Origin of the sequence: Polaromonas sp. JS666 (genome assembly GCF_900103405.1) — a bacterium.
Classification (GTDB): domain Bacteria; phylum Pseudomonadota; class Gammaproteobacteria; order Burkholderiales; family Burkholderiaceae_C; genus Polaromonas.
The window spans coordinates 17,247-35,547 of record NZ_FNHX01000015.1; the positions used below are offsets into that span (position 1 = coordinate 17,247).

An 18,301-nucleotide genomic window follows, 5' to 3' on the forward strand; every position below is an offset into this window, starting at 1 on the left:
TTACAAATCGGACCACCCCTGTATCAGGTGTAAGTGGGCGTTAAGAGCCCTTGCTGCTGTTGTAGTGCGAAGGTATCTTCCGTTGCACTATGAACGCTCCACTTCCCGCCGCCATCCGTTTTGACATCCAGGGCCTGGCCCAGGCCATCCTGCATTGCCACGCCAGTGATGCCTTGCGTTGCCAATTCAACCAGCCGCATTGGGACATCCTGGCCAGCTACCTGCAGCCGTTTGCGCTGAACAGCGGCCAGGTGCTGATGGAGCAAGGCGCGCTGGACCGCACGCTGTACTTTGTGGAAAGCGGCACGCTCAGCGTTCACTACGAAGATGAAAAAGCGCGTGTGCGCATGGCACTGGTCGGCGCCGGCACCGTGCTCGGCGAAGGCGCATTTTTCTCGCACATGCCGCGCAGCGCCACGGTGCATGCCTCCACCCCTTGCAAGCTCTGGTGCCTCACCCCCATGCGCTTCCTTGAACTGGCCAATCGCCACAGCCCCATCGCACTGGAGCTGACCATGGCCATGGGTTCGGTGATGGCCAAGCGCCTGTACAACCGGCCCAAGCGCGTCGCGGTGACCTGAGGCGACATGCGAGTGCGCCACCGCGCGCACAGCAGTCATCGGACAAAGGCTTCTTGTGAACTAAAGGTTTGCATGTGCTGGCGACAAACCGGCAATGCCCGTGATTTTTTACCGTGCGGTAAGGCGGGCGATTCGATAAAGTGACCGTTAAAGCAGCCGCCAAACAACAGCAGTCGTGGTTTGTGGGGATTGCTTACAGACTTCACACATCGCATTGACGGAAAATTGCCTCATCCATTACAAGAACGCCGAATATGTCTTTTCTCAACTGGTTTTCCAGCAAACCAAGCCCGGTCAAACCTTCTCCCGCCGAGGAGCAGAGGCGCGCCTCCGCCGCGCGTGACAAATCACCCCTGTCCGTTCCGGGCCGGCTGCCTGTTGAAGCCGCGGCGCCCGGTGACGGCGCCAAGCTCAAGCGCCACGCCCGGCGCGAGCAGCTGTATGTCGCGATCCGCGAGTCCATGACGCGTTCCGGCGTGCTGTCCGCCAGCTATAAATTCAAGGTGCTTTCGCTGGACCAGCGCGGCAATGAGTTCCTCGTCATGATGGACCTCGCCAAAGCCTTTGGCCGCCCTTCAGAACAACTCGGCGAAATCGAGACGCTGATCATCCAGAATGCCAAGGCGCGTTTCGAAATCACGGTGCCCGCGGTCTACTGGCGCATCGACGAAACGGCGGTTGTGGTCAAGCCCAAGCCCAGCACCCAGGACGCGCCACAAAGCGCGGCGGTCCCCGTTGCCGCCGCTGCTGCCGTTGTCCCCGCTGTTCCCGACGCGGCGGCCAAGCCCGCCAAGCCACCGACTCCCCGCTACGAACCCATACAGGCCGACGAAGTGGCCGCGTTCAAGCAGGCCCTGCTGGCCGCGTCCGCCCAGGGGCCGGCCGCCGCGCCCGAGAAGGGCGTCAAAGACGCCAAGGAGGCCAGGGAGGTCAAGGAGGCTAAGGAGGCCGCCAGGAGCAAAGGCGGCCCGCGCTCCTACGCATTGCTGACCGGCTTCGAAGACACCGAGATGCCGGATTCGCCGTCCTCGCCGGCGCTCAGCAGCACGCAGTACGGCGACCTGGTCTAGGCGCCAGGCTGTGCCGGGCGGCGCTCAGTGCCCGGCGAAATCAATCAGCGTGAACAAGGGCAGGCCCGCGGCCTGCAGCTTCACCGACCCGCCCAGTTCGGGCAAATCCACAATCGCCGCACCCTCGGTCACGCTGGCGCCCAGCTTTTCCAGCAGTTTCTTGCCGGCCATCATGGTGCCGCCGGTGGCGATCAGGTCGTCGATCAGCAGGACCCTGTCGCCGCGCTTGACGGCGTCGGTGTGCAACTCCACCGTGGCGCTGCCATATTCGAGCTCATAGGTCTCCTGCACTGTGGAGAACGGCAGCTTGCCCTTCTTGCGGATGGGTACAAAACCGACGTTGAGCTCATAAGCCACCACCGCGCCGAGGATGAAGCCGCGCGCGTCCAGGCCGGCCACCACGTCGGGGCGCAAGGCCGGGTCCATGTAGCGGTGCACAAACGCGTCAATCAGGACGCGAAAAACCTTGGGGTTTTGCAGCAGCGGCGTGATGTCGCGAAACTGCACGCCGGGCGCGGGCCAGTCCGGCACGGTGCGGATATGGTTGCGCAAATACTGGCTGATGGACTGGTGCTGGAGGCTATGAAGGTCTGGCATGGTGCGTCGTGCGGATAGGGTGCGCGGTGGGGTGCGCGTATTGTGCGCCCGGCGGGCGCAAAACGCGTCAGCCCGGCGCGCCGGCGGGGCTGGTGGGATTGGCTTTGGGCGGCCGGCCGCGCAGCAGCTTTTCTTCGGCCATGGCCAGCGCTTCGGGCTTGCCTGACAGCACCAGCGTGTCGCCGCCTTCCAGCAGGGTTTCCGCCTGCGCGGCCACGGCCTTGCCGTTACTGCGGCGCAGGCTCACCACGCGCACGCCGCCGGCCTCCAGGGCCATCGCGCCCAGGGGCTTGCCGAGGGACTTGATGCCCAGCGGCAGCGTGACATTGGACAGCCGCTCCTGCTCCAGCTCGTTGACCGTGTCGTCGTCGGCGCCGCGAAAGTAACCGCGCAGCAGGTTGTAGCGCGCATCGCGCTGGTCCTGCACCACGCGGATCACGCGGCGCATGGGCACGCCCACCAGCGCGAGGGCGTGGCTGGCGAGCATCAGGCTGCCTTCTATGGCTTCGGGCACGACCTCGGTGGCGCCGGCCGCCTGCAGCTTTTCCAGGTCGTGGTCGTCCACGGTGCGCACGATGACCGGCACCGTGGGCGCGTGGGCGCGCGTGTTGGCCAGCACCTTGAGGGCACTGGCGGTGTCCAGGTAGGTGATGACGACCGCGCTGGCGCGCGCCAGGCCCGCGGCCATCAGGGCCTGCAGGCGCACCGCATCACCGAACACCACGGAGTCGCCCGCGGCGGCGGCCTGCCGCACGCGGTCGGGGTCCAGGTCCAGCGCCATGTACTGGATGCCTTCGCGCTCCAGCATGTGGCCCAGGTTCTGGCCGCAGCGGCCGTAGCCGCAGATGATGACGTGTTTGTTGGCGTTGATGGACTTGCGCGCGATGGTGGTCATCTGCAGCGACTGCTGCAGCCATTCGCTGGAGACCAGCTTCATCACGATGCGGTTGCTGTACATGATGATGAAGGGCGTGGCGAGCATGGACAGCACCATGCTGGCCAGGATGGGGTTCAGCAGGGCCGGCGGCACCAGGCGGTTTTGCTGGGCCAGCGTGAGCAGCACAAAACCGAATTCGCCGGCCTGCGCCAGATAGAGGCCGGTGCGCAGCGACACGCCGGCGGTCGCGCCCAGCGAGCGGGCCAGCGCCGTGACCAGCACCAGCTTGAAAAAGACGGGCAGCGTCATCAGCAGCAGCACCAGTGGCCAGCGTTCCAGCACCAGGCGCCAGTCCAGCAGCATGCCTATGCTGATGAAGAACAGGCCCAGCAGCACGTCGTGGAAAGGCCGGATGTCGGTCTCGACCTGGTGCTTGTACTCGGTTTCCGAGATCAGCATGCCGGCGATGAAGGCGCCCAGCGCCAGGCTCAGCCCGGCGCGCTCGGTCAGCCAGGCCAGCGCCAGCGTGACCAGCAGCAGGTTCAGCACGAACAATTCTTCGCTCTTGCGCCGCGCCACGATGGTGAGCCACCAGCGCATGACACGTTGCCCACCGGTCAGCAGCAGGCCCACGAGGACGGTCGCCTTCACGCCGGCGACGGCCAGCGCCATGAGCAGCGCGTCGGCGGGTGCGCCCAGCGCCGGGATCAGCACCAGCAGCGGCACCACGGCCAGATCCTGGAACAGCAGCACGCCCATGATGCGCTTGCCGTGCTCGGACTCCAGTTCGAGCCGCTCCGACAGCAGCTTGACGACGATGGCGGTGCTGCTCATGGCGATCGCGCCGGACAGCGCCAGCGCGGTCTGCCAGCCCATGGTCCACAGGCTGGGCGCCATGCTGGCCAGGAACAGCGAGCCCACGGTGGCCAGCACGATGGTGAGCGCCACCTGCAGCAGCCCCAGGCCGAACACGTGGCGCCGCATGGAGCGCAGCTTGGGCAGGTTGAATTCGAGCCCGATGACGAACATCAGGAAGACCACGCCGAACTCGCCCAGGTGGCGGATGCCGTCCGAATTTTGCGCCAGCGCCAGCGCGTTGGGGCCTATGATCACGCCCACCGCCAGGTAGCCCAGCATGGGCGGCAGCTTGAGCGAGCGGCACGCAACCACACCCAACACCGCGGCCAGCAGGTACAGCAGGGTCAGTTCAAGCGCGCTCATGCGCCGATGGTAGCCGAGGAAACCGCGCCGGCATGGGCCTTTGTGCGCCTCTATAGAATGCAGCCATGAGCGCAGACCCCGTGAAACTGGATGCCGAGCAGGTGCTGAACCTGGCCCGCAAGACCTTTGAGATAGAAGCCGCCGCCGTGCTGGGTCTGGCGCAGCGCCTGGGTGGCGAGTTTGCCCAGGCGGTGGAGCTGGTGCTGGCCTGCCGGGGCCGCGTGGTGGTCATGGGCATGGGCAAAAGCGGCCACATAGGCCGCAAGATCGCGGCCACGCTGGCCTCCACAGGCACCCCCGCCATGTTTGTGCACCCGGCAGAAGCCAGCCATGGCGACCTGGGCATGATCACCGGCCAGGACGTGGTGCTGGCGATTTCCAACAGCGGCGAAAGCGAGGAGCTCACGGTCATCCTGCCGGTGCTGAGCCGCCAGGGCGTGCCCATGATCGCCATCACCGGCGGCGCCCAGTCCGCGCTGGCGCGTCATGCGCGTGTCACGCTCGACAGCAGTGTCGCGCTGGAGGCCTGCCCGCTCAACCTGGCACCCACGGCCAGCACCACCGCGCAGCTCGCCATGGGGGATGCGCTGGCCGTCGCGCTACTTGACGTGCGTGGCTTTCGGGAAGAAGACTTTGCCCGCTCGCACCCTGGCGGCGCGCTGGGCCGCAAGCTGCTCACGCATGTCAGCGATGTGATGCGCAGCGGCGACGCCGTGCCGCAGGTGCAGGCCGACACCGGTTTTAGCGACCTGATGCGCGAGATGAGCGCCAAGGGGCTGGGCGCCTCCGCGGTGGTCGACGGCGCGCGGCGCGTGCTCGGGATTTTTACCGACGGCGACTTGCGCCGCCTGGTCGAAAAAGGCGTGGACCTGCGCAGCAGCAAGGCCGGCGACGTGATGCATGCCAACCCGCGCACCGTGCGGGCGGATTCGCTGGCCGTGGAGGCGGCCGCGCTGATGGAGCAATACCGCATCACCAGCGTGCTGGTGGTCGACGAAGCCGGCGTGCTGTGCGGCGCGCTCAATTCCAACGACCTGATGCGGGCCAAGGTCATCTGATGGTGTTTTCATGCCCTCTTTGACGCCACCCATGTTGCAGCCCGTCCCCGCCCTGAACTTTGCTCCCGAGCTGCTGCTCCGCGCCCAAGGCGTCAAGGTGGCGTTTTTCGACGTGGACGGCGTGCTGACCGACGGCGGCCTGTATTTTTCCGAATACCCCGACGGCCATGCCCTGGCCCGGGCCGGCGGCGGCTACCGCGCCTCAGGTGAAATCATCAAGCGCTTCAACACCCTGGACGGCCACGGCCTGAAGCTGCTGCAGCGCGCCGGCATCACCCCCGTGGTGATCACCGGTCGGGACAGCGATGTGCTGCGCGCGCGCCTGCAGGCGCTCGGCATTACGCATGCGCATTTCGGCACGGAAGACAAGCGCCCCGCAGCCGAGACCACCCTGCAGGCGCTGGGCCTGGACTGGGCCGCGGCCGCCGCCATGGGCGACGACTGGCCGGACCTGCCTGTGATGTCCCGGGCGGCGCTCAGTTGCGCGCCTTCCAATGCGCACCTCGAAGTCCGGGTACAAGCCCACCATGTCACGCAGGCGCCTGGCGGCCATGGTGCGGCGCGCGAGTTCTGCGATTTGCTGCTTGTCGCCTGCGGGCGCTATGCGGAGTTGCTGCAGGAATACCGCCTATGACGACCGCGACGCAGGGCCAGGATGCTGGCCGCGCTGGCACGCCCTCCCCGCTCAAGAGGGCATGGCGCGGCGTTTTGCGCGTGTGGGACAGCATGTCCATCTACATGCCCTTGCTGATGATGGGCGCGCTGGCGCTAGGCACCTACTGGCTGGTGCGCAATACGCCCATCTTCAGCACAACCGAGGTGGCCCGGGAAGCAAGCCACGACATCGACTATTTCATGCGCAAGTTCACCGTCAAGACCTTTGACGAAAACGGGCAGCTCAAGAGCGAGATCTACGGCATAGAGGCCCGGCATTTCCCCGACACCGACATCCTCGAGATCGACCAGGCGCGCATCCGCAGCATCCGCCCCGACGGCCGTGTGACCACCGCCACGGCGAATCGGGCTTATTCCAACGGCGACGGCTCGGAAGTGCAACTGACCGGCAACGCGCGGGTGATCAGGGATGCCAGCAAGGACGCCAGCGGCAAGGAAACACCGCGCATGGAGTTTCGCGGGGAGTTCCTGCATGCCTTCCTGAACGACGAGCGCGTGAAGTCCCACAAGCCCGTGCTGCTGATTCGCGGCACCGACCAGTTTGTCGGCGACACCTTCGCTTATGACAACCTGGACCAGGTGGCGAACCTCAATGGCCGGGTCCACGGTATTCTGGTGCCCCGCTCCGCCGCCAGCGCCGCCGGTCTTCCCACATTGACCTTGCCGGCGGCACCGGCGCCGACAAGCCCCGCCAAACCGGTTACGCCCTAGCGACCGACTTTTTCAACGGCCACCCATGTCCAGACTCGTATTCATCACCGGCGCGTCCAGCGGCATAGGCCAGGCGCTGGCCATGCGTTTTTATTCGGCGGGCTACCGGCTGGCGCTGGCCGCGCGCCGCACGGCCGAGGTCCAGGCCTGGGCCTCGGCCAACAGCCTCAGCGCGGGCCGCTACCAGGTCTACAGCGCCGATGTGGCCGATACCGACAGCATCGTCGCGGCCGGCCTGGCCTGTGTCGCGGCGCAGGGCGTGCCCGACGTCGTGATCGCCAACGCCGGCATCAGCATAGGCATGGACACCGCGGTGCGGTCGGACCTGGACGTGATGGCGCAGACCTTTGCGACCAACAACATCGGCGTGGCCGCGACCTTCCACCCCTTCATCGCCGGCATGGTGACGCGCGGCACCGGCACTCTGGTGGGCATAGGCAGCGTGGCCGGCATACGCGGCCTGCCTGGCCACGGCGCCTACTGCGCCAGCAAGGCGGCGGTCATCGCGTACTGCGAAAGCCTGCGCGGCGAGCTGCGTACCAGCGGCGTGAAAGTGGTGACCATCTGCCCCGGGTACATCGATACGCCGCTGACCCGCGAGAACCGCTACCCCATGCCTTTTTTGATGAAGGTGGAGGCGTTTGCCGACAAGGCGTTCGGAGCCATTCATGCCGGGCATAGCTATCGCGTGATTCCCTGGCAGATGGGCGTGGTGGCCAAGCTGCTGCGCCTGTTGCCCAACGCGCTGTTTGACAAGGCCTTGTCCGGGCGTGCGCGCAAGCATCGCCAGGGTGAGCGCTGACCCTTCGCTTTTTAGCTTTTTATTGATGGGGCTGAAAAGCAAAAAGGCTTCAAAACCGAAGTCTTGAAGCCTTTTTAGCGCTCTTCAGCCGGGGCTGAAGAAGAGGGGGTTAGCAGGGCTTAGTAGCCGCCGCGTCCGCCACCACCACCACCGCCGCCGGAACGGCCACCGCCGCTACCGCCGCCGCCGTAGGGGCTGCGGAAACCGCCGTCGCTGCCGCCGCCGCCAGAGCGGCCACCGCCGCCGTAACCGCCGCCGCCGCCGCCACCACCGTAGCCGCCACCACCGCCGCCGCCGAAGCCGCCGCTACGTGGGGGACGCGCTTCCATCGGACGTGCTTCGTTCACGACGACGCTGCGGCCGCCCAGAGGCTGGCCGTTCATGCCGTTGATGGCTGCCTGGGCTTCTGCATCGCTGCCCATTTCGACAAAGCCAAAGCCCTTGGAGCGACCGGTGTCGCGTTCCATCATGACTTTAGCGCTGGTGACAGCGCCGAATTGGCCAAAAGATTGTTGCAGGTCTTCGTCACGCACCGAGTAAGGGAGGTTGCCGACGTATAGTTTGTTGCCCATGAAGGGACTCCTCTAAAACACAAAAACAAAAGCGATGGGGTCCCGAAAGCACAACAAATCTTGATACGTACCGCTGTAGCGCGCGAAACTGACCGATCACCTAACGTGTGCGAATGCTGACACTCGCACCGGCATATTATGCTTCACTTACCCAAAACACAATCCACTAGCGTTACTACCTAGGCGGCCCCAGCCCGCATGAACAGGGGCTTTGCGGCCTGATGGGCAGGCGGCCAACGGCAGCTTGTGGTGGCAAGCCAGGCGCGGATCAAATGAGGCATAAAGACTTCCATGCCTTGCTCGCCTGATAAAAGCCTGATTTCCATGCCTTTGTTCTAAAAATCAAACCGTCATTGATCCGTAAGCTAAGTTAGTGCCTACATTAAAAATCAGGCGCTCTAAAAACCTGTAAAAGCAAGGTTTTTGAGGCCAGCCCGGCTTACAACCGGGCGCACCCCGTGTGGACCTTGCCGAAGCGCAAGGCCTGTGCCGCGCTGGCCACGCATTTTGTTCCAACTATTGGGAAATAGTTACACAAAATTGCATCCACGAAGAATGCTTTTTCGGCATTTCGCGCGGCGGAAAGGCCTTATTTCGATGGATTGCCTTCAGCCTGCCCCACTGCGTCCGCGGCGTCGCCGGAATAGTGGCGCCAGCGCTTCATCGCGGCGCGCAGGGTCAGGACCTGGTTCTCGAACTTGGGGCAGGCGCCGCAGGCCATCAGGTGCAGTTTGAGCGCGACGTGGTCCGGCAGGCTGAGCGCGCGGTCCTCTCGCGCGATCAGCAGCGCCGCGGCCTCCCGGCAGGTGCGTCGTAACAGGGTGATTTTGGGTTTCACGTCAGGGGCGCCGGGCGATCAGGTGCTGGGTTTGCCGAACCAGTGGATATTCAGGCACTCCTGCAGGCGCAGGCGGGCCCGGTGCAACTGGACATACAGGTTGGTCGGCGTCAGCGAGAGTTCCTTACAGACTTCCTGCGAAGAAAGCTCCAGCCATTCTCGCATCAGGAACAGCCGGCCCAGCGCCGGCGGCAGGCGCTCCATGCAGGCGTCCAGCACCTGGAAGAACTGCGTTTGCTGCAAGGTCTGGTCGGGGTTGCCCCAGTCGTTGGGCGTCTCCGTAAAGTGGCCGTCGGCCTTGAAGGACAGGCGGTCCAGCTCGTCTCCTTCCTCGTCGGCCTGCGCATCGGGCACGGCCACCAGCCGGGCATTGCTGCGGATCAGGTCTATGACCTTGTGCTTGAGGATGCCGACCAGCCAGGTCTTGAGCTGTGATCGGTTGCCGAAGGACTGGGGCTTGGACAGGGCCGCAAGCAGGGTTTCCGACACCGCGTCTTCCGCCCATTCGTCATTGCGCAGCTGCAGGCGCGCAAAACGAAGGAGGTAGAGCCGGTGCTCAACCAGCTGCTCTTCAAAAGTAGGCATGGCCGGAAGTCTAGCGGCAGGCGGGCGCGGCCGCTACCGATAGAAAATAATACAGCCTGCCGAAGCTGAGCAATTCTTGCCGGGCCTGCCATAGGCGTCTGGTGGGCGCCACTTTTTACCCACGATCGGCCATACCAAAAAGTGGCATGGGGGTGCCGCCACTGGATTGACGGCAGGCGGTATGCTGCGGCACATGAACCCACCCGAGCCGGCCTTGCCATCTATGAGCAGCTTCGAGATTTACACTCCGACAGCGGAGGAGGTGCGCTCAAGCGAACTGGGCGGTCGTATTCGACAGTTCAACTATCGATATGTTGGCGAATACGGAGAAGTACAGCCTGTTTGGCTCAGCGCAAAGGACAGCGATAGCCGCCTGGTTGGCGGGGTCCGTGGATTTGTGTTTCCGAATTGGTTCCGAATCGATATTCTCTTTGTGGACGAGGCGGTGAGGCGGGCGGGCCTGGGCAGCAAACTTCTTGCGGCTGCGGAGAAGAATGCGCAAGCGCTGGGCGCGAGAAATGCGGCTCTCGAAACCTTTGAATGGCAGGCGCGTGATTTTTACATCAAGCAGGGCTACGAAGAGTTTGCGCGCATCGACGGCTACGTCAAAGGCTTCTACCTGGCCCACATGAAGAAGTCGTTGCAACCCTAGGGATGTGACCGCAGTTCACAATAGTATGCGCGCGTAGACCGTCAGGCCAACAACAATCGCTCAATGACCGGACAGTCCCGAATCAAATTCGACCCACTTCCTGGCGAGTGCCTGGTAGACCAAACTCTGGTCATTCGCATTCGCGGACTTTCGGCGCAGGAGCGTGTGACTGTTCGCCTCTCCAGTGCTGTCCATGGAAACGCCATGCTGATGTCTCAAGCCGCCTTCGTTGCTGATGCGAACGGAGTCGTGGACCTCAGTTGCCATGCGCCTACCGCCGGCTCCTACCAGGGCATTGATGCCATGGGGTTGTTTTGGTCGCGCGCACCAGTGGCTGGCTCCCCCGAGCCGCATTCCAGCGGTTTGAGCAGAGACCCGTCCACGGTAACGCTGGCGGCAATTACTGAAGACGGCAAGACCTCTGTAACTCAGTGCATCAAGATGACGTTTACGAGCGCAGACGTCTTGTCTCGAGAGGTGCGCGAGCGTGGCTTGGTCGGCAGGATGTTTGAACCTGCGAAACCCGGCCCTCATCCGACTGTACTCGTCGTCGGAGGCTCCAATGGCGGCTTGGCATGGTCGCAGGAAATGGCCGGGTTGTTTGCATCGCATGGGTTCTCGGCTCTTGCGCTGGCGTATTTTGCTGCTGAAGGTCTGCCGCCCACACTCGACCGAATTCCACTTGAGTACTTCGAGACGGCTCTTGAATGGTTGGCCGCTCAGCCGGCAGTCGCGGCGAACCATATAGCGGTGACAGGACTCTCGCGAGGCGGAGAGTTGGCGCTTTTGCTCGGAGCGACCTTTCCTCAGATTCGTGCCGTCGTTGCTTACGTTCCTAGCGGCATCGTCGGGCCAGCCTATCCAGCGAGCGGCAACGGTGCCTGGACGCTGGGCGGACAAGAGATTTCGTTCGCATCAACCTTGAGCTACGAAGAGTGGGACAAGGAACTTGCGGCCGGGCGTGCGCGCGAAGGTAGCTTCGACTGGTATTTGATTCCGCTGCAGGACGCTGACTACGCTGCGAAGACCTCCATTCCGGTGGAAAGAATCCAAGGGCCCGTACTCATGATTTCGGGGGTGGACGACGGAGTGTGGCCGTCGACCGCACTGACGGAGTTCGCTATCCAGCGCTTCAGACAGAAGGACTTTCCTCACCGATTCGAGCATCTCAGCTACCCAGGCGCGGGACACAGCATCGCTTGGCCCAACGCACCGACGACCATGCTGAAGTCAAAGCACCCCGTCTCCGGGGAGGATGTGGACAGAGGTGGCACGCCCGAAGGAGCCGCACGGGCGAGACAGGACTCGTGGCCGCGCGTCCTCGCATTCTTGCAAAACGCCTTGGCCGACGGCTAACGACAAGCGACCACCAGCCACGAGCGGACCTACGATTGCGTCTTCCAATCAAATGTCTCAGGGGTGATTGGGAGTTCCTCTCCAACGACCACCGCTACCAGTTGACTTCGCGGTCCGGCGTCGAGCCTATGCGGTGGATGGACAGGTCCGCGCCCTCAAACTCTTCTTCCTGGCTCAGGCGCAGCCCCATGGTGGCCTTGAGGACGCCGTAGACGGCAAAACCCGCCAGCAAGGCCCAGCCCACGCCCATGGCGCTGCCTAAAAGCTGCGCACCCAGGCTCACGCCGCCTAGCCCGCCCAGCGCCTGGCTGCCGAAAATGCCGGCCGCGATGCCGCCCCACAGGCCGCACAAGCCGTGCAGCGGCCACACGCCTAGCACGTCGTCGACCTTCCATTTATTCTGCGTCAGCGTGAACATCACGACGAAGACGCCGCCGGCCACGCCGCCCGTCACCAGCGCGCCCAGCGGATGCATCAGGTCCGAGCCCGCGCACACCGCCACCAAGCCGGCCAGCGGGCCGTTGTGCACGAAGCCCGGGTCGTTCTTGCCAAAGGCCAGCGCCGCCAGCGTGCCGCCCACCATGGCCATCAGCGAATTGACGGCGACCAGGCCGGAAATCTTGTCGATGGTCTGCGCGCTCATCACATTGAAGCCGAACCAGCCCACGGTCAAAATCCAGGCGCCCAGCGCCAGGAAGGGAATATTGGATGGCGGGTGGGCCGACACGGCGCCGTCCTTGCGGTAGCGGTTGCTGCGCGCGCCCAGCAGGATCACCGCGGGCAATGCCAGCCAGCCACCCACCGCATGGACCACGATGGAGCCCGCGAAGTCATGGAACTCCGCGCCGGCCAGGGACTTGATCCAGGCCTGCACGCCGAAATGCTGGTTCCAGACGATGCCCTCGAAAAAGGGATAGACAAAGCCCACGATGACGGCCGTGGCGATCAGCTGCGGGTAAAAGCGCGCGCGCTCGGCAATGCCGCCCGAAATAATCGCCGGGATCGCCGCGGCAAAGGTCAGCAGGAAAAAGAACTTGACCAGCTCATAGCCGTTTTTGGCGGCCAGCTGCTCAGCGCCGACGAAAAAATGCGTGCCGTAGGCCACGCCATAGCCCACCACAAAATACACCACGGTGGACACCGAGAAGTCCACCAGGATCTTGACCAGCGCATTGACCTGGTTCTTCTTGCGAACCGTGCCCAGTTCCAGAAAGGCAAAACCGGCATGCATGGCGAGCACCATGATGCCGCCCAGCAGAATGAACAAGGCGTCCGAGCCCTGTTTTAGTGCTTCCATAGGTCCCTCTTCAGATGAAATGTGATTTATTGGTGCGTAATTCCGTGAATTTCAGGAATCGCACCAAATACAAGCAAGAAATGCGCCGCAACCGTGCGGAGGGCGCTGACGTGCACCAACTTCTGCTTTCAAAAAGGGCGGGGGGAGCGGCGGCTACAATGCAGACTGTCATTGGGGAGTAGCCAGCCTTTCAATCCTGAAAGGGGCTTGCGTCAACAGACTTGTTCCTGCGGAACATGGCGCAAGCGGTCTTCGGACTACGCGAGACCTTTGACTGCACAGCCTCCGCTTCAGGCCGGGGATGGCGTGCAGTCATGGGTTTTCGTCCGGCCGGAGTCTTTTACATGGAAGCTTTCCTCGTCTCCACGGGCATCGTCGCCCTCGCCGAAATGGGCGACAAGACGCAACTCCTCGCCCTCATCCTCGCCGCCCGCTTCAAAAAGCCTTGGCCCATCGTCGCCGGCATCCTGGTCGCGACCCTGGCCAACCACGCCCTGGCCGGCGCGGCCGGCGCCTGGGTGACCACGCTGGTCGGTCCGCAAACGCTGCGCTGGATCCTGGGCGCATCTTTCCTGGCCATGGCGGTGTGGATGCTGGTGCCCGACAAGATCGAGGCGGACGAGGACGGGAAACCGCCGCGCTTCGGCGTTTTCTTCACCACTGTGCTGGTGTTCTTCCTGGCCGAAATGGGCGACAAGACGCAAATCGCCACCGTGATGCTGGCCGCGCGCTACGACGCCATCGCCGGCGTGGTCGCGGGCACCACGCTGGGCATGATGCTGGCCAACGCACCGGTGGTCTGGCTCGGCGAGCGCGTCACGCGCCTGCTGCCGCTGCGCGCCGTGCACATCGTGTCGGCGCTGATCTTCGCCGGGCTGGGGCTGGCCGCGTTCTTGATGTGACCCCGGCTTGGTATACTTCCTCTCAGCGCCGATTTGCTCAGCTTGCGGGCGCTTAAAAAGTACAGCTAAAGACGAACTCCAAAGGACCCGGACTCGCTTTAGCGACGCCGGGTTTTTTGTTTTCTGCAGGTGATTTTTTGACACTGATTGCCACCCCGCTCAGCATGCATTTTGTCGAGGCACTGCCGCTGCAGAGCGGCGCCTCGATACGCGCCTACGACCTGAGCTATGAAACCTATGGCGAGCTCAACGCCGACAAATCCAACGCCGTGCTGATCTGCCACGCGCTCAACGCCTCGCACCATGTAGCGGGCGTCTACCTCGATGCGCAGGGGCAGCCCATAGAGAAATCCGAAGGCTGGTGGGACACCATGATTGGTCCCGGCAAGCCGGTGGACACCGACCGCTTCTTCGTGATCGGCGTCAACAACCTGGGCTCGTGCTTCGGCTCCACCGGCCCCATGCAGCCCAATCCCGACACGCAGGAACTCTACGGCGCTGATTTCCCCGTCGTCACGGTGCAGGACTGGGTCAGCGCGCAGGCCCGCCTGCTGGACCGCCTGGGCATACAGACCCTGGCCGCCGTCATGGGTGGCAGCCTGGGCGGCATGCAGGCCCTGGCCTGGACGCTGCAATACCCCGAGCGTGTGCGCCACGCCGTGGTGGTGGCCAGCGCGCCCAACCTTACGGCCGAAAACATCGCCTTCAACGAAGTGGCCAGGCGCGCCATCGTGACCGACCCGGACTTCCACGGCGGCCATTTTTACCGCCACGGCGTGCTGCCCAAGCGCGGGCTGCGCATCGCCCGCATGATCGGCCACATCACCTATTTGAGCGACGATGTGATGAACGAAAAATTCGGCCGCCAGCTGCGCCAGGCGGTCGCGGAAACCGCGAGCGCCGACGCGCCCTACAAATACACCACGCAGGACATCGAATTTGAAATCGAAAGCTATCTGCGCTACCAGGGCGACAAGTTCAGCGAGTACTTCGACGCCAACACCTATTTGCTGATCACGCGCGCGCTCGACTACTTCGACCCGGCGCGCGCCTACGGCGGCAGCCTCACCCAGGCGTTGGCCCAGGTCAAGGCCAAATTCCTGCTGGTGAGCTTTACCACCGACTGGCGTTTTTCGCCCGCGCGCAGCCGCGAGATCGTCAAGGCCTTGCTCGACAACCAGCGCGACGTGAGCTACGCCGAAATCGACGCGCCGCACGGCCACGATGCCTTTTTGCTGGAGGACGAGCGCTACCTCGGTGTGGTGCGTTCCTATTTCCAGAGCAAGGTGGCCGCATGAACCCGATAGTCAACCTCACTGTGCAGCCCTCGGCCGACATGCTGTCCATCGCCCGCCTGGTGCCGCCCGGCTCCCGCGTGCTCGACCTGGGCTGCGGCACCGGCGAATTGCTGGACTACCTGATCCGCGAGCGCGGCTGTTCGGGCTACGGCGTCGAAATCAACGACGCCAACGTGCAGGCCTGCGTGGCGCGCGGCGTCAACGTGATCCAGCTCAACCTCGAGGAAGGCCTGGCGCTGTTCGGTGACAGTTCCTTCGACGTGGTGCTGCAGATAGACACCCTGCAACACCTGCGCAACGCCGAAACCATGTTGCGCGAAACCGCGCGCGTGGGCCGCGCCGGCATCGTCGTGTTTCCCAACTTCGGCCATTGGCCGAATCGCCTGGCCGTCGCGCGCGGCCGCATGCCGGTGACCAAGGTGCTGCCCTACCAGTGGTACGACACGCCCAATATTCGTGTCGGCACGCTGCAGGACTTTGAGGCGCTGGCGCTGCAGAACCGGCTGGAAATTCTCGACGCCTTCGGCCTGCAGGACGGCCGCGAAGTCCGCTTCTGGCCGAATGCCCGCGCCAGCCGGGCGGTGTTCAAGTTCCGGCACGCCTAGGACGGGCGCCGGAGTGCCTGGATGAAGTCGTCCTCTCTGCACCCTGGCCACGCGCCCACCCATTGGGCGAATTCGATGGGTTCTTAGTTCACTGAGGGCTCGGTAACCAAACGGCCGATGGCTTCGGCCGGAAGCGGCCATAAGCCGCAATTCCGAATGGGTCGGCGAATTCCGGGATCGCACCCCGGCGCCTCCAAGCAGTGCTTGGGCATGTTGCAACGCGTCCGAAAAACTGCCAACAGTGCATTTTCAGCACAAATTCGGGCAACCCTCTTGTAACGTTCATCACTTTATGAGATATTTGCTTCATGAATGACTGGCTAATCCTTACGGCGACACTGCCGACCACGCCGAGTGGTCTGCGGGTTCGGGTGTGGCGCGCGCTCAAGGCGACAGGTGCGGGAACGCTTCGGGAGGGGGTCTATGTTCTTCCGGCCATCGCACCCTCCGCCCTTGCCCTGCGGGAGCTCGCCAAGACAATTGCCGACGCTGGCGCTGATGCCCACTTGCTCGAGTTGCGGGCGCGCGATGCGGCCCAGGAACAGGCGTTCCGGGCCCTGTTCGACCGCTCCGAGCACTATGCGGAGCTGTTGCAGGCCGTGAAGGACGCGCGCAAGAGCATTGGGAAGGCCACTGAAGCGGAGCTCCACAAGACATTGCGCAACCTTGAGCAGCAACTGCAGCAAATCCAGGCGAGCGATTTCTTCCCGAGCGAGGACGGCACCCGGTGTGTTGACGCGGTCACGACGCTGCGTCGTGAGATTGAACTTCATCTCTCACCGGACGAGCCCTCGCCTACGAAGGCTGTTGTTCCCTCGCTCGCCATCGCGGACTATCAGGGACGTACCTGGGCCACCCGAAAGCGCCCGTGGGTAGACCGTCTGGCCACCGCCTGGCTGGTCAGTCGCTTCATCGATAAGTCCCCGAGCTTCATCTGGCTGTCGGATCCCAAGAAGTGCCCCAAATCGGCTCTCGGCTACGACTTCGACGGCGCGACCTTCACGCACGTGGGTGAACTGGTGACGTTTGAAGTCGTCGCCAAGAGCTTCGGTCTCGACGAGAAGCCCGCCCTGGCGCGGCTCGGGCAGCTCGTGCACTACATCGACGTCGGTGGTATTCCGCTCGACGAAGCGCCGGGTATCGAAATGATCGTTCGTGGCTTGCAAGCGCAATACGCAGACGACGATGAGCTGCATGAAGCGGCTTTCGCCTTTTTTGACACCCTGCATGCTGCTTTGAAGGCCGCCAAATGACAACGCATACCCTGGACCAAACGGCCCCCGAACCCATCACCCGGGGACAAGCGTTCTCCTTCTGGCTGAAGCTTGGCTTCATCAGCTTCGGCGGGCCTGCCGGGCAGATTGCCATCATGCACGAGGAGCTCGTGGAGCGTCGGCGCTGGATTTCCGAGAACAGGTTCCTGCATGCCCTGAACTACTGCATGCTGCTGCCCGGCCCGGAGGCGCAACAGCTTGCGACCTACATTGGATGGTTGATGCACAGGACCTGGGGCGGCGTGGTCGCAGGCGGGCTGTTCGTTCTGCCGTCGCTGTTCATCCTGATGGCGCTGTCCTGGGTCTACATGGCCTTCGGCCACGTCCCTGCCATCGCGGGCATGTTCTACGGCATCAAGCCTGCCGTCACCGCACTGGTGGTGCATGCCGCCTACCGCGTCGGCTCCCGTGCCCTGAAAAACGGCTGGCTATGGGGCGTTGCGGCCGCGGCCTTCATCTCCATCTTCGCCTTCAACCTCCCATTCCCGCTGATCGTGCTGGCGGCTGGCACCATCGGCTACTTCGGCGGGAAGTACGCACCCGACAAGTTCAAGACCGGTGGCCACGGCAGTTCCGCCAAGCAGTTCGGCCCGGCCCTCATCGATGACCACACGCCCACACCCTCCCATGCGCTCTTCACCTGGAAGCGTTTCAGGCAAGTGCTGGTCGTCTGTCTCAGTCTATGGGTAGCCGTCATCGGTGCTCTTACGGCTGCCTACGGGTGGGACGCGGTGCTCACGCAGATGGCGTGGTTCTTCACCAAGGCCGCGCTGCTGACCTTTGGCGGCGCTTACGCGGTATTGCCGTACGTCTATCAGGGCGCGGTGGACCACTACCAGTGGCTCACCGGCCCCCAGATGATTGACGGTCTGGCGCTAGGCGAGACCACACCGGGTCCCCTCATCATGGTCGTTGCGTTCGTCGGCTTCGTTGGTGGCTGGACAAAGGCTATTTTCGGTCCGGAATCGCTGTTCCTGGCCGGTGCCGTCGCGGCGACGGTGGTCACCTTCTTCACCTTTCTTCCCTCGTTCTTCTTCATCCTCCTTGGCGGGCCGTTCATTGAGTCCACGCACGGCAACCTGAAGTTCACGGCCCCGCTGGTTGGCATCACCGCCGCCGTGGTGGGCGTGATCCTGAATCTCGCTGTGTTCTTTGCGTATCACGTGCTCTGGCCGCAAGGCCTCTCGGGCCGGTTCGAGTGGGCTTCAGCCGTCATCGGAACAGCGGCCGCGGTGGCGCTATTCCGCTTCAAAGCTGGCGTCATTCCCGTGGTGCTGGTCTCCGGCATCGTCGGCTTGGCGCTGCGACTCACCAACATTATTTAAGGTGC

General features: G+C 63.7%; 19 protein-coding genes and 1 riboswitch. Of the genes, 13 read left to right on the forward strand and 6 right to left on the reverse strand.

Features of this window, described 5'->3' with window-relative positions; all coding sequences use genetic code 11:
- Positions 1 to 89: 89 nt before the first annotated feature.
- Both BLQ85_RS22405 and BLQ85_RS22410 read left to right on the forward strand, forming a co-directional pair.
- Positions 90 to 581 carry a Crp/Fnr family transcriptional regulator gene (locus BLQ85_RS22405; RefSeq protein WP_007862691.1) on the forward strand — a complete coding sequence of 164 codons (492 nt, stop codon included), beginning with the start codon at positions 90 to 92 and terminating at the stop codon, positions 579 to 581.
- 254 nt (positions 582 to 835) lie between these two features.
- The gene (locus BLQ85_RS22410; RefSeq protein ID WP_074580181.1) at positions 836 to 1,651 is read left to right on the forward strand and encodes a hypothetical protein; all 816 of its coding nucleotides are present in this window, start codon (positions 836 to 838) and stop codon (positions 1,649 to 1,651) included.
- A 24-nt stretch (positions 1,652 to 1,675) separates the two neighbouring features.
- On the opposite strand, the gene BLQ85_RS22415 is transcribed toward BLQ85_RS22410, so the two are convergent.
- Both BLQ85_RS22415 and BLQ85_RS22420 read right to left on the reverse strand, forming a co-directional pair.
- On the reverse strand, positions 1,676 to 2,248 hold the full coding sequence (locus tag BLQ85_RS22415; protein ID WP_074580182.1) for an adenine phosphoribosyltransferase: 573 nt from the start codon (positions 2,246 to 2,248) through the stop codon (positions 1,676 to 1,678).
- 67 nt (positions 2,249 to 2,315) lie between these two features.
- Positions 2,316 to 4,346, reverse strand: a complete 2,031-nt coding sequence (locus BLQ85_RS22420; RefSeq protein WP_074580183.1) for a monovalent cation:proton antiporter family protein — start codon at positions 4,344 to 4,346, stop codon at positions 2,316 to 2,318.
- A gap of 65 nt (positions 4,347 to 4,411) precedes the next feature.
- On the opposite strand from BLQ85_RS22420, the gene BLQ85_RS22425 reads away from it, so the two are divergent.
- The 4 genes from BLQ85_RS22425 to BLQ85_RS22440 are packed head-to-tail and all read left to right on the forward strand — an operon-like array spanning position 4,412 to position 7,592.
- Positions 4,412 to 5,404, forward strand: a complete 993-nt coding sequence (locus BLQ85_RS22425; RefSeq protein WP_074580184.1) for a KpsF/GutQ family sugar-phosphate isomerase — start codon at positions 4,412 to 4,414, stop codon at positions 5,402 to 5,404.
- 31 nt (positions 5,405 to 5,435) lie between these two features.
- Positions 5,436 to 6,038 (forward strand): KdsC family phosphatase, encoded by a 603-nt coding sequence (locus BLQ85_RS22430; protein WP_083336961.1) that lies wholly within the window; start codon positions 5,436 to 5,438, stop codon positions 6,036 to 6,038.
- A complete protein-coding gene (gene lptC, locus BLQ85_RS22435; RefSeq protein WP_074580186.1) occupies positions 6,035 to 6,790 on the forward strand; it encodes an LPS export ABC transporter periplasmic protein LptC in 756 nt (251 codons plus the stop codon). Before BLQ85_RS22430 ends, lptC begins: the two co-directional genes overlap by 4 nt.
- A 25-nt stretch (positions 6,791 to 6,815) precedes the next feature.
- Entirely contained in the window at positions 6,816 to 7,592 is a 777-nt protein-coding gene (locus BLQ85_RS22440; RefSeq protein WP_074580187.1) for an SDR family oxidoreductase, read from the forward strand.
- A 119-nt stretch (positions 7,593 to 7,711) separates the two neighbouring features.
- Here BLQ85_RS22440 and BLQ85_RS22445 read toward each other — a convergent pair whose 3' ends face one another.
- The 3 genes from BLQ85_RS22445 to BLQ85_RS22455 form a co-directional block, all read right to left on the reverse strand.
- Positions 7,712 to 8,164: an RNA recognition motif domain-containing protein gene (locus tag BLQ85_RS22445; protein WP_074580188.1), complete on the reverse strand. Its 453-nt coding sequence runs from the start codon at positions 8,162 to 8,164 to the stop codon at positions 7,712 to 7,714.
- Between the two features lie 589 nt (positions 8,165 to 8,753).
- Positions 8,754 to 9,002 carry a zf-HC2 domain-containing protein gene (locus BLQ85_RS22450; protein WP_074580189.1) on the reverse strand — a complete coding sequence of 83 codons (249 nt, stop codon included), beginning with the start codon at positions 9,000 to 9,002 and terminating at the stop codon, positions 8,754 to 8,756.
- A gap of 18 nt (positions 9,003 to 9,020) precedes the next feature.
- Positions 9,021 to 9,587, reverse strand: coding sequence for a sigma-70 family RNA polymerase sigma factor (locus tag BLQ85_RS22455; RefSeq protein ID WP_074580190.1), 567 nt, complete (start codon positions 9,585 to 9,587; stop codon positions 9,021 to 9,023).
- A gap of 193 nt (positions 9,588 to 9,780) precedes the next feature.
- On the opposite strand from BLQ85_RS22455, the gene BLQ85_RS22460 reads away from it, so the two are divergent.
- Together BLQ85_RS22460 and BLQ85_RS22465 are read left to right on the forward strand one after the other, a co-directional pair.
- Positions 9,781 to 10,239, forward strand: coding sequence for a GNAT family N-acetyltransferase (locus BLQ85_RS22460; RefSeq protein WP_254806504.1), 459 nt, complete (start codon positions 9,781 to 9,783; stop codon positions 10,237 to 10,239).
- Between the two features lie 63 nt (positions 10,240 to 10,302).
- Positions 10,303 to 11,595: an acyl-CoA thioester hydrolase/BAAT C-terminal domain-containing protein gene (locus BLQ85_RS22465; RefSeq protein ID WP_074580191.1), complete on the forward strand. Its 1,293-nt coding sequence runs from the start codon at positions 10,303 to 10,305 to the stop codon at positions 11,593 to 11,595.
- Positions 11,596 to 11,689: 94 nt separating this feature from the next.
- Here the strand turns inward: BLQ85_RS22465 and BLQ85_RS22470 are convergent, their stop codons facing one another.
- A complete protein-coding gene (locus BLQ85_RS22470; RefSeq protein ID WP_074580192.1) occupies positions 11,690 to 12,892 on the reverse strand; it encodes an ammonium transporter in 1,203 nt (400 codons plus the stop codon).
- 161 nt (positions 12,893 to 13,053) lie between these two features.
- Positions 13,054 to 13,231: riboswitch (yybP-ykoY riboswitch) on the forward strand.
- Between the two features lie 5 nt (positions 13,232 to 13,236).
- On the opposite strand from BLQ85_RS22470, the gene BLQ85_RS22475 reads away from it, so the two are divergent.
- The 5 genes from BLQ85_RS22475 (at position 13,237) to chrA (ending at position 18,296) form a co-directional block, all read left to right on the forward strand.
- A complete protein-coding gene (locus BLQ85_RS22475) occupies positions 13,237 to 13,794 on the forward strand; it encodes a TMEM165/GDT1 family protein (RefSeq protein WP_074580193.1) in 558 nt (185 codons plus the stop codon).
- Between the two features lie 137 nt (positions 13,795 to 13,931).
- Positions 13,932 to 15,092, forward strand: a complete 1,161-nt coding sequence (locus BLQ85_RS22480) for a homoserine O-succinyltransferase MetX (RefSeq protein ID WP_074580237.1) — start codon at positions 13,932 to 13,934, stop codon at positions 15,090 to 15,092.
- A complete protein-coding gene (gene metW / locus BLQ85_RS22485; RefSeq protein ID WP_074580194.1) occupies positions 15,089 to 15,697 on the forward strand; it encodes a methionine biosynthesis protein MetW in 609 nt (202 codons plus the stop codon). The genes BLQ85_RS22480 and metW overlap by 4 nt, the downstream gene beginning before the upstream one ends.
- A gap of 308 nt (positions 15,698 to 16,005) precedes the next feature.
- A complete protein-coding gene (locus tag BLQ85_RS22490; protein WP_074580195.1) occupies positions 16,006 to 16,950 on the forward strand; it encodes a chromate resistance protein ChrB domain-containing protein in 945 nt (314 codons plus the stop codon).
- Entirely contained in the window at positions 16,947 to 18,296 is a 1,350-nt protein-coding gene (chrA, locus tag BLQ85_RS22495; RefSeq protein WP_074580196.1) for a chromate efflux transporter, read from the forward strand. Before BLQ85_RS22490 ends, chrA begins: the two co-directional genes overlap by 4 nt.
- Positions 18,297 to 18,301: the final 5 nt, after the last annotated feature.

Excerpts from the sequence above, each read along its gene's own strand:
- BLQ85_RS22410 (WP_074580181.1), top strand. The coding sequence starts at position 836 with ATGTCTTTTCTCAACTGGTTTTCCAGCAAACCAAGCCCGGTCAAACCT.
- BLQ85_RS22455 (WP_074580190.1), bottom strand. The coding sequence starts at position 9,587 with ATGCCTACTTTTGAAGAGCAGCTGGTTGAGCACCGGCTCTACCTCCTT.
- BLQ85_RS22445 (WP_074580188.1), bottom strand. The coding sequence starts at position 8,164 with ATGGGCAACAAACTATACGTCGGCAACCTCCCTTACTCGGTGCGTGAC.
- chrA (WP_074580196.1), top strand. The coding sequence starts at position 16,947 with ATGACAACGCATACCCTGGACCAAACGGCCCCCGAACCCATCACCCGG.
- BLQ85_RS22465 (WP_074580191.1), top strand. The coding sequence starts at position 10,303 with ATGACCGGACAGTCCCGAATCAAATTCGACCCACTTCCTGGCGAGTGC.
- BLQ85_RS22490 (WP_074580195.1), top strand. The coding sequence starts at position 16,006 with ATGAATGACTGGCTAATCCTTACGGCGACACTGCCGACCACGCCGAGT.
- BLQ85_RS22475 (WP_074580193.1), top strand. The coding sequence starts at position 13,237 with ATGGAAGCTTTCCTCGTCTCCACGGGCATCGTCGCCCTCGCCGAAATG.
- BLQ85_RS22460 (WP_254806504.1), top strand. The coding sequence starts at position 9,781 with ATGAACCCACCCGAGCCGGCCTTGCCATCTATGAGCAGCTTCGAGATT.
- BLQ85_RS22420 (WP_074580183.1), bottom strand. The coding sequence starts at position 4,346 with ATGAGCGCGCTTGAACTGACCCTGCTGTACCTGCTGGCCGCGGTGTTG.
- BLQ85_RS22425 (WP_074580184.1), top strand. The coding sequence starts at position 4,412 with ATGAGCGCAGACCCCGTGAAACTGGATGCCGAGCAGGTGCTGAACCTG.
- BLQ85_RS22440 (WP_074580187.1), top strand. The coding sequence starts at position 6,816 with ATGTCCAGACTCGTATTCATCACCGGCGCGTCCAGCGGCATAGGCCAG.
- BLQ85_RS22470 (WP_074580192.1), bottom strand. The coding sequence starts at position 12,892 with ATGGAAGCACTAAAACAGGGCTCGGACGCCTTGTTCATTCTGCTGGGC.
- BLQ85_RS22405 (WP_007862691.1), top strand. The coding sequence starts at position 90 with ATGAACGCTCCACTTCCCGCCGCCATCCGTTTTGACATCCAGGGCCTG.
- lptC (WP_074580186.1), top strand. The coding sequence starts at position 6,035 with ATGACGACCGCGACGCAGGGCCAGGATGCTGGCCGCGCTGGCACGCCC.
- metW (WP_074580194.1), top strand. The coding sequence starts at position 15,089 with ATGAACCCGATAGTCAACCTCACTGTGCAGCCCTCGGCCGACATGCTG.
- BLQ85_RS22415 (WP_074580182.1), bottom strand. The coding sequence starts at position 2,248 with ATGCCAGACCTTCATAGCCTCCAGCACCAGTCCATCAGCCAGTATTTG.
- BLQ85_RS22430 (WP_083336961.1), top strand. The coding sequence starts at position 5,436 with ATGTTGCAGCCCGTCCCCGCCCTGAACTTTGCTCCCGAGCTGCTGCTC.